Below are 6,604 nucleotides of genomic sequence, written 5' to 3'. Positions count from 1 at the left end.
GGGGGCGGGGGGGGGGGGGGGGGGCGGTTAACCATCGGAAAGAACTGATAAAATCACCTCTCCCACAGGGAGAGGGAGGGGCCCATGGCGCAGCCATGGGAAGGTGAGGGGTTACGGCCACATTGCACTTCGAACGACAGCCGCGCTAGATAGCGCCCTCTCCCCTTCCCCAGAGATCGACCTTTGTCGACGCGCGGCCCCGTGCGCGCGGCGGGAGAGCCTCACCCACATCGCAAAAAGGAACCCCCATGTCGCGAGACCTGGAAGACCTCGTCGTGCTGACCGGCGGGCCCGGCGCCGGCAAGACTACCCTGATCGCCGAGCTGCAGCGGCGCGGCCATCGCGCCCGGCCCGAGAGCGCCCGGCGGATTCTCAAGGACCAGGCGCTGTTCGGCGGGCGCGCCACCGGACCGACCGACCCGGCGCTGTTTGCCGAGACCATCATGGCCTGGGAGGTGCGCACCTGGGTCGAGGAGCAGGCCTGCGAGGGTCGGGTGTTCTTCGACCGCGCCGTGCCCGAGGCCGCCGCCATGCTGGGCCTGCCGCCGCCGGCGCACTTCGCCCGCGCCGCCGCGCGCTTCCGTTTCGCCCGCCGGGTGTTCATCGCCCCGCCCTGGCGCGCGATCTATGTGCAGGACGAGGAGCGCACGCAGACCTGGGACGAGGCCCTGGCCACCGACGCCGCCTGCCGCGCCGCCTATGCTTTCTTCGGCTACGAGCTGGTGGAACTGCCGCTGGCGAACGTCGCCGCACGGGCCGACTTCGTGGAGTCGCACTGCGGCCTTTGAGCCGGGGCGGGTGGCGAAGTGGGCTTGGCCGCCCATTTCTGCTAGTCAGCAGCCGATCCCCTCCGCTTTGAAGTCGCCGCCGTGTCCGTCACCCTCGACCTTTCCCGCGCCCAGAAGGCCGCCGCCCCGCCGGCGCCCGTCAACCTGACGGGCCTGACCCGCGCCCAGCTGCAGGCCGCGCTGGTGGAGGCCGGCGTGGTCGCCCCCGACAAGGCGCGCATGCGCAGCAACCAGGTCTGGCGCTGGATGCACGTCTACGGGGTCACCGACTTCGACCGCATGACCGACGTGGCCAAGGACGTGCGCGCGGCGATGGCCGACCGTTTCGTGCTCAACCGCCCGCAGATCGTCGAGCGCCAGGAGAGCCGCGACGGCACCACCAAATGGCTGGTCCGCTACGCCCCCGGCATCGAGGCGGAGACGGTGTTCATCCCCGACGTCGCCCGCTCCGGCGCCCTGTGCGTCTCCAGCCAGGTCGGCTGCACGCTGAACTGCACCTTCTGTCACACCGGCACCCAGGCCCTGGTGCGCAACCTGACCGCGGCGGAGATCGCCGCCCAGGTTCAGGTGGCCCGCGACGACCTCGGCGAATGGCCGACCTCGCCGGACAACCGGCGACTGACCAACATCGTCTTCATGGGCATGGGCGAGCCGCTCTATAACCTCGACAACGTCGCCGACGCGCTGGACATCGTCTCCGACAACGAGGGCATGTCGATCTCGCGCCGGCGCACCACGGTGTCGACCTCCGGCGTCGTGCCGCAGCTGAAGGCGCTGGGCGAGCGCACCGGGGCGATGCTGGCGATCAGCCTGCACGCCACCAACGACGCCCTGCGCGACGAGCTGGTGCCGCTGAACCGCAAGTACCCGATCGCCGAGCTGATGGCCGGCATCCGCCAGTACCCGGGCCTCAGCAACGCCAAGCGGGTGACCTTCGAGTACGTGATGCTCAAGGGGATCAACGACAGTCCGGCCGAGGCCCGCGCCCTGGTCCGGCTGCTGGCGGGGATTCCGGCCAAGATCAACCTGATCCCGTTCAACCCCTGGCCCGGCAGCCCCTACGAGTGCTCCGACTGGGGGACGATCGAGAGGTTCGCCGCCATCGTCAACAAGGCCGGCTACGCCTCGCCGATCCGCACCCCGCGGGGCCGGGACATCCTGGCCGCGTGCGGCCAGCTGAAGAGCGAGAGCGAGAAGCTGCGCGCCAGCGCCCGCCGCCAGCTGGAGGGCGGGCAGGTCCCCGAACAGGCGCCCGAATAGGCCCTTCGCCCCCTGTGTGCTAACAGCGCCCGACAGTTCCTTTCGAGGCGTGCATGCCGCATCTGCAGTCCCCCGAACTCCAGGCCTGGGCGGCCGGCTTCCCCACCGCGCTGGCGCATGGCGGCGTCACCCTGCTGATCCTGATCGCCGGCGCGTCGCTGTACCTGATCATCACCCCGCACCGCGAGATCCAGCTGATCCGCGAGGGCAACGCCGCCGCGGCGGTGTCGTTCGGCGGCATGCTGGTGGCGCTGGCGATCCCGCTGGCCGTGTCGCTGGCCGCGTCGACCTCGCTGCTGGACATCGCCCTGTGGGGCGCGGCCACCCTGTTCGTGCAGCTGCTGGTGTTTCGCCTGACCGACTTCATGCTGCACGGCCTGCCGCAGCGCATCCAGGAAGGCGAGATGGCCGCCGCGGCCCTGCTGGTCTGCGCCAAGCTCGCCACCGCCCTGGTGCTGGCCGCCTCCGTTTCGGCCGCCTGAGGTCGCCGCCGCACGATGCACTTTCCCCGTCTCCCGGACTGGCTGGTCTACCTGGCGATCGTGGTGGCCCTGACGGTGGCCGCCATCGGCCGCCAGGAGCGCGCCGACGCGCCGCCCGCGCCGCCGCCGGTGGCCGGCGAGGAAGGCGCGCCGCTGGGCCCGGCCTCGCCGTTCGACCCCTCGGTGGTGGTGCGCACCCCCGATGGCGCCGGGCCCGACACCGGCACCGCCTTTTCCGTCTCCGACAGCGGGGTCTGGCTGACCGCCCGGCACGTGGTGGAGGGCTGCGCCAAGGCGGTGGTGGTGGTGGCCGAGGGCCGCGGCGTCGCCGCCCAGGTCCACATCGCCCCCGGCAGCGAGGCGGCGGTGCTCACCACCCAGGGCGGGGCGCCGGCCCTGCCGCTGGGGCTCAGCCTGCCGCTGAAGCGCGGCGCGCGGGCGTTCAATCCCGGCTATCCGCAGGGTCATCCGGGCGAGATCGCCACCCGGCTGCTGGGCCGCGAGAACCTGGTGATGCGCGGGCGCGGCGCGCGCACCGAGGCGGTGCTGGTGTGGGCCGAGGTCGGCCGCACGGACGGCCTGAACGGCACCCTCAGCGGCATCTCCGGCGCCCCGGCGCTGGACGAGGCCGGCCGGGTGATCGGCGTCACCGTCGGCGAGGCGCCGCGGCGTGGGCGGATCTACACCACCACCCCGGAGGCGATCACCCAGGCCTTCGCCGCCGCCGGCGCCCACCCCGCGGGCTTCGCCCCCGGCCAGGCCATCGCCGTCGACAACTACGGCCGCGTCGCCGACACCCTGCGCCGCGACCTGCGCGTGGCCCAGGTGGTGTGCCTGGCGAGCAGCTGAGGGGCGGCAAGACCCCTCACCCAACCCTCTCCCCGCAGGCGGGGCGAGGGCTGAGGGGCTGCAAGGTTCGCGCTATAAAGCCCTCGCCCCCGCAGGGGGAGAGGGTTGGGTGAGGGGGCGTCGCCCCCGCGCCGCCAGCAGCAGGCACAGCGCGATCGCCGGCAGGCCCATGGCGGCGGCGTAGAGGTAGAACAGGCTGTAGCCGGCCAGCTCGGTGCGGCCCTGCTGGAAAAAGGCCACCGCTTCGCCGGAAAGGCCCTTGAGCAGCTTGCCCACCCACATCGGCGCCGAGGCCAGAAGGGCGAACTGGGTGGCGGTGTAGCCCAGGCTGGTGAGGGTCGACATGTAGGCGATCAGCACCACCCCGGCGAGGCTCATGCAGAACGAGTCCGCGCCCATGATCAGGCCGAAGGCGGTCAGCCGCAGCGGCCCGGCGTCCAGCAGCACGAAGTCCGATCCGTGCGCGCCGAGGATGGCGAAGGCGGCCACCGCCAGAGGCTGGATCACCGCGCCCAGCAGCAGCGCCCGCATGGCGCCCAGCCGCGCGGTGGCCAGGCCCCCGGCGGCGATGCCGAGGAACGAGCCGGCCAGGCCCAGGGTGGTGCGCACCGCCCCGACGGTCAGCTTGTCCAGGCCGAGCGCCACGTAATAGGTGTTGCCCATGCCGCCGCGGGCGTAGTCGCACAGGTGGTAGAAGGCGATCATCGCCAGCATCAGCGCCGCCGCGCCGATCCCGTGCCCGCGGAAGAAGCTGGCCAGCGGCCCGACGACGGCGTCGACGGCGGCGGCCAGCGGATGGCGTCGCTGCGCCTCGTCCCGCGCCGACATCGCCCGGTCGGCGAGCGCCGGCTCGCGGGCCAGCAGGGCGCCGGCGGCGCCCACCGCCACCAAGGCGGCGAACAGGCCGTAGAGCTGCGGCCAGCTGGCGAACGCCGACAGCAGCAGGATCCAGGATTCCGTGGCGATCAGGGCGATGCGGAAGCCGAGGCTGCTGGCGGCGGTGAGCAGGCCGAGTTCCTCGGCGTCCTGCGAGACCTCGATGCGCCAGGCGTCGACCACCGCGTTCTGGGTCGAGGCGCACACGCCGGCCAGCAGCCCGCCCGCCACCAGCAGATCCAGCCGGGCGGGACCCGCCAACGCCATGCCGGCCAGTCCGGCGGCGACCCCGGCCTGCGAGGCCAGCATCCAGCCACGCCGCCGTCCCAGCCGCCCCAGCAGCGGCACGGTCAGCCGGTCGGCAGCCGCGCCCCACAGGAACTGGAAGGCGTAGGTCAGGCCGATCCAGGCGGTGAAGCCGATCACCGCGATGTCGACGTGCGCCTCCTTCAGCCAGTAGCTCAGGGTATTGCCCACCAGCATGAACGGCAGGCCGCAGGAGAACCCCAGCGCCAGCATCACGCCGACCTTGGGCCGGCCGAGCGCGCTCAGCACGTGCCAGGCGCGCGGCCGGGCAGCGCCGGTCATGGCGCGCGCCTCATATCCGGACCGTCTCGCGCGCCCGCTCCGCCCCCGGCGTCAGCCGCGCCACCAGCAGCGTCAGGATCATCGCCCCGATGCCGACCGCGCCGGAATAGAGGAAGAAGGTCACATAGCCGGCCCCCAGGGCGCCGGGGTCCACGTGGCTCTTGGCCAGGGCGCTGGCGAAGGCCTGGGGCGGCGTCGCCGCGAACAGGCCGCGCAGCGGGGCCAGCGGCCCGGACCCCTCGGCCGCCTGCGCCGCGCCCTCGACGATGCGGCCGGACTGCGAGGCCAGCAGCTTGCCGGGCAGCGAGTACAGCGACGAGAACAGGGCGTACTGGGTGGCGGTGAAGCCGGCGCTGGTCAGGCTGGACATGTAGGCGATCAGGCAGGTGCCGGCGTAGGACGAGACCACGTTGTCGATGCCGATGGCGGTGAACAGCGCGGGCATGCTGGGGCCCTGGGTCGCCAGCCAGCCGAAGATGGTGTTGGTGATCGGCAGGGCGAAGGCGCCGATGATCAGCGAGCGCATCACCCCCAGACGGGCCACCGACAGGCCGCCGATGAACACCCCGACCATCGAGGCGGCGACGCCGAACACCTTCCGCACCTCGGCGATGTCGGTCAGGCTGAAGCCCAGGTCCTGGTAGAAGGCGTTCATGATGTTGAGCACGAAGTCGGACAGCCGGTAGAGGCAGATCAGCGCCAGGATCAGCCAGCCGACCCGGCCGAAGCGGCGGAAGAAGTCCACCAGCGGGTCGCCCAGGGCGTGGAACAGATAGACCCCGGGCCGGGTCTTCACCCGCGGGATCGGCGAGGCGGCCAGGCCGATCACCGCGAAGCCGGCAAGCACGGCCAGCAGCTGCAGCCACACCCCGTTGGGCTTGGCGGTCCAGGCCTTGGCCAGGGCGTCGGCCTGGGCGCCGTCGCCCAGCGCGCGCAGGGCGCCGGCCAGCAGGTCGGCCCGCGCGCCCAGGCCGGAGCCCAGCAGGGCGGCCGCCAGCACCAGCAGCGCCAGTCGCGCCAGCCACTCCACAAGGTCCAGCGCCGGCCGGGCGGGGACGCCGTCGGTGTGCACCGGGCGGATGGCGTGCTGGGCCTCGCGCGGGGCCCCCAGCACCGCCAGCGGGCCCAGCGCCATCACCGCCGCCATGATCGCATAGGCCATGCGCCAGCCGATCCGGTCGGCCAGGAACAGGGGGGCCGCCCCGGCGACGATGTTGGCCACCCGATAGCCCCACTGGTAGGCCGCGGCCATCGCCCCCTGGCGCGAGGCGTCGGCGGCCTCGATGCGCCAGGCGTCGACGACGATGTCCTGGGTGGCCGAGCAGAAGCCGGCCAGCACGGCGAACAGCGCCATCGTCCGCAGGTCGTGCGCCGGGTCGCCGGTGGAGATCAGCAGCAGGCTGAGGATCACCCCGGCCTGGGCCGCCAGCATCCATGAGCGGCGGTGACCCAGCCAGCGGGTCAGGCCGGGGATCGCCGTGCGATCCACCAGCGGCGCCCACAGGAACTTGAAGGAATAGGGCAGGGTCGCCAGGCTGAAGAGCGAGATCACCGCCAGCGACAGGCCGGCCGCGCGCAGCCAGGCCGACATGGTGTCGAAGATCAGAAAGTTCGGCAGGCCGGCGGCGAAGCCCAGGCCCAGCATGATCGCCACGCGCCGCTCGCCGAACACCGCCAGGGCGCCGACAAAGCTGCGGCGCGGGGCTGGCGGCGGGGCCTCGGGCGGGGATTGGGTCACTAGGCTTGGGTCTCCGGCGCGCC

6 protein-coding genes are annotated in these 6,604 nt (G+C 72.8%); 4 read left to right on the top strand and 2 right to left on the bottom strand.

Translation table 11 applies throughout. The features are described from left to right. Nucleotides 1-248 precede the first annotated feature (248 nt). The 4 genes from ACO2Q3_RS23105 to ACO2Q3_RS23090 all read left to right on the top strand — a co-directional run bounded on the left by ACO2Q3_RS23105 (nucleotide 249) and on the right by ACO2Q3_RS23090 (nucleotide 3,379). On the top strand, nucleotides 249-788 hold the full coding sequence (locus tag ACO2Q3_RS23105; RefSeq protein WP_423310956.1) for an AAA family ATPase: 540 nt from the start codon (nucleotides 249-251) through the stop codon (nucleotides 786-788). Nucleotides 789-869: 81 nt separating this feature from the next. Further along, complete coding sequence (gene rlmN, locus ACO2Q3_RS23100) at nucleotides 870-2,048, top strand: 23S rRNA (adenine(2503)-C(2))-methyltransferase RlmN (protein ID WP_423310954.1); 1,179 nt, start codon at nucleotides 870-872, stop codon at nucleotides 2,046-2,048. A 53-nt stretch (nucleotides 2,049-2,101) separates the two neighbouring features. Then, a complete protein-coding gene (locus tag ACO2Q3_RS23095) occupies nucleotides 2,102-2,530 on the top strand; it encodes a DUF350 domain-containing protein (protein WP_423310952.1) in 429 nt (142 codons plus the stop codon). Nucleotides 2,531-2,545: 15 nt separating this feature from the next. Next, complete coding sequence (locus tag ACO2Q3_RS23090) at nucleotides 2,546-3,379, top strand: S1 family peptidase (RefSeq protein ID WP_423310950.1); 834 nt, start codon at nucleotides 2,546-2,548, stop codon at nucleotides 3,377-3,379. A 72-nt stretch (nucleotides 3,380-3,451) separates the two neighbouring features. Here ACO2Q3_RS23090 and ACO2Q3_RS23085 read toward each other — a convergent pair whose 3' ends face one another. Beyond that, complete coding sequence (locus ACO2Q3_RS23085; RefSeq protein ID WP_423310948.1) at nucleotides 3,452-4,843, bottom strand: MFS transporter; 1,392 nt, start codon at nucleotides 4,841-4,843, stop codon at nucleotides 3,452-3,454. A gap of 10 nt (nucleotides 4,844-4,853) precedes the next feature. After that, nucleotides 4,854-6,581 (bottom strand): AmpG family muropeptide MFS transporter, encoded by a 1,728-nt coding sequence (locus ACO2Q3_RS23080; protein ID WP_423310946.1) that lies wholly within the window; start codon nucleotides 6,579-6,581, stop codon nucleotides 4,854-4,856. Between the last annotated feature and the right edge of the window lie 23 nt (nucleotides 6,582-6,604).

It is taken from the genome of Caulobacter sp. KR2-114, assembly GCF_049446115.1.
GTDB lineage: Bacteria > Pseudomonadota > Alphaproteobacteria > Caulobacterales > Caulobacteraceae > Acaudatibacter.
The sequence above is the reverse complement of the archived record's forward strand: the minus strand, read 5'-3'. Positions and strand labels throughout refer to the sequence as shown.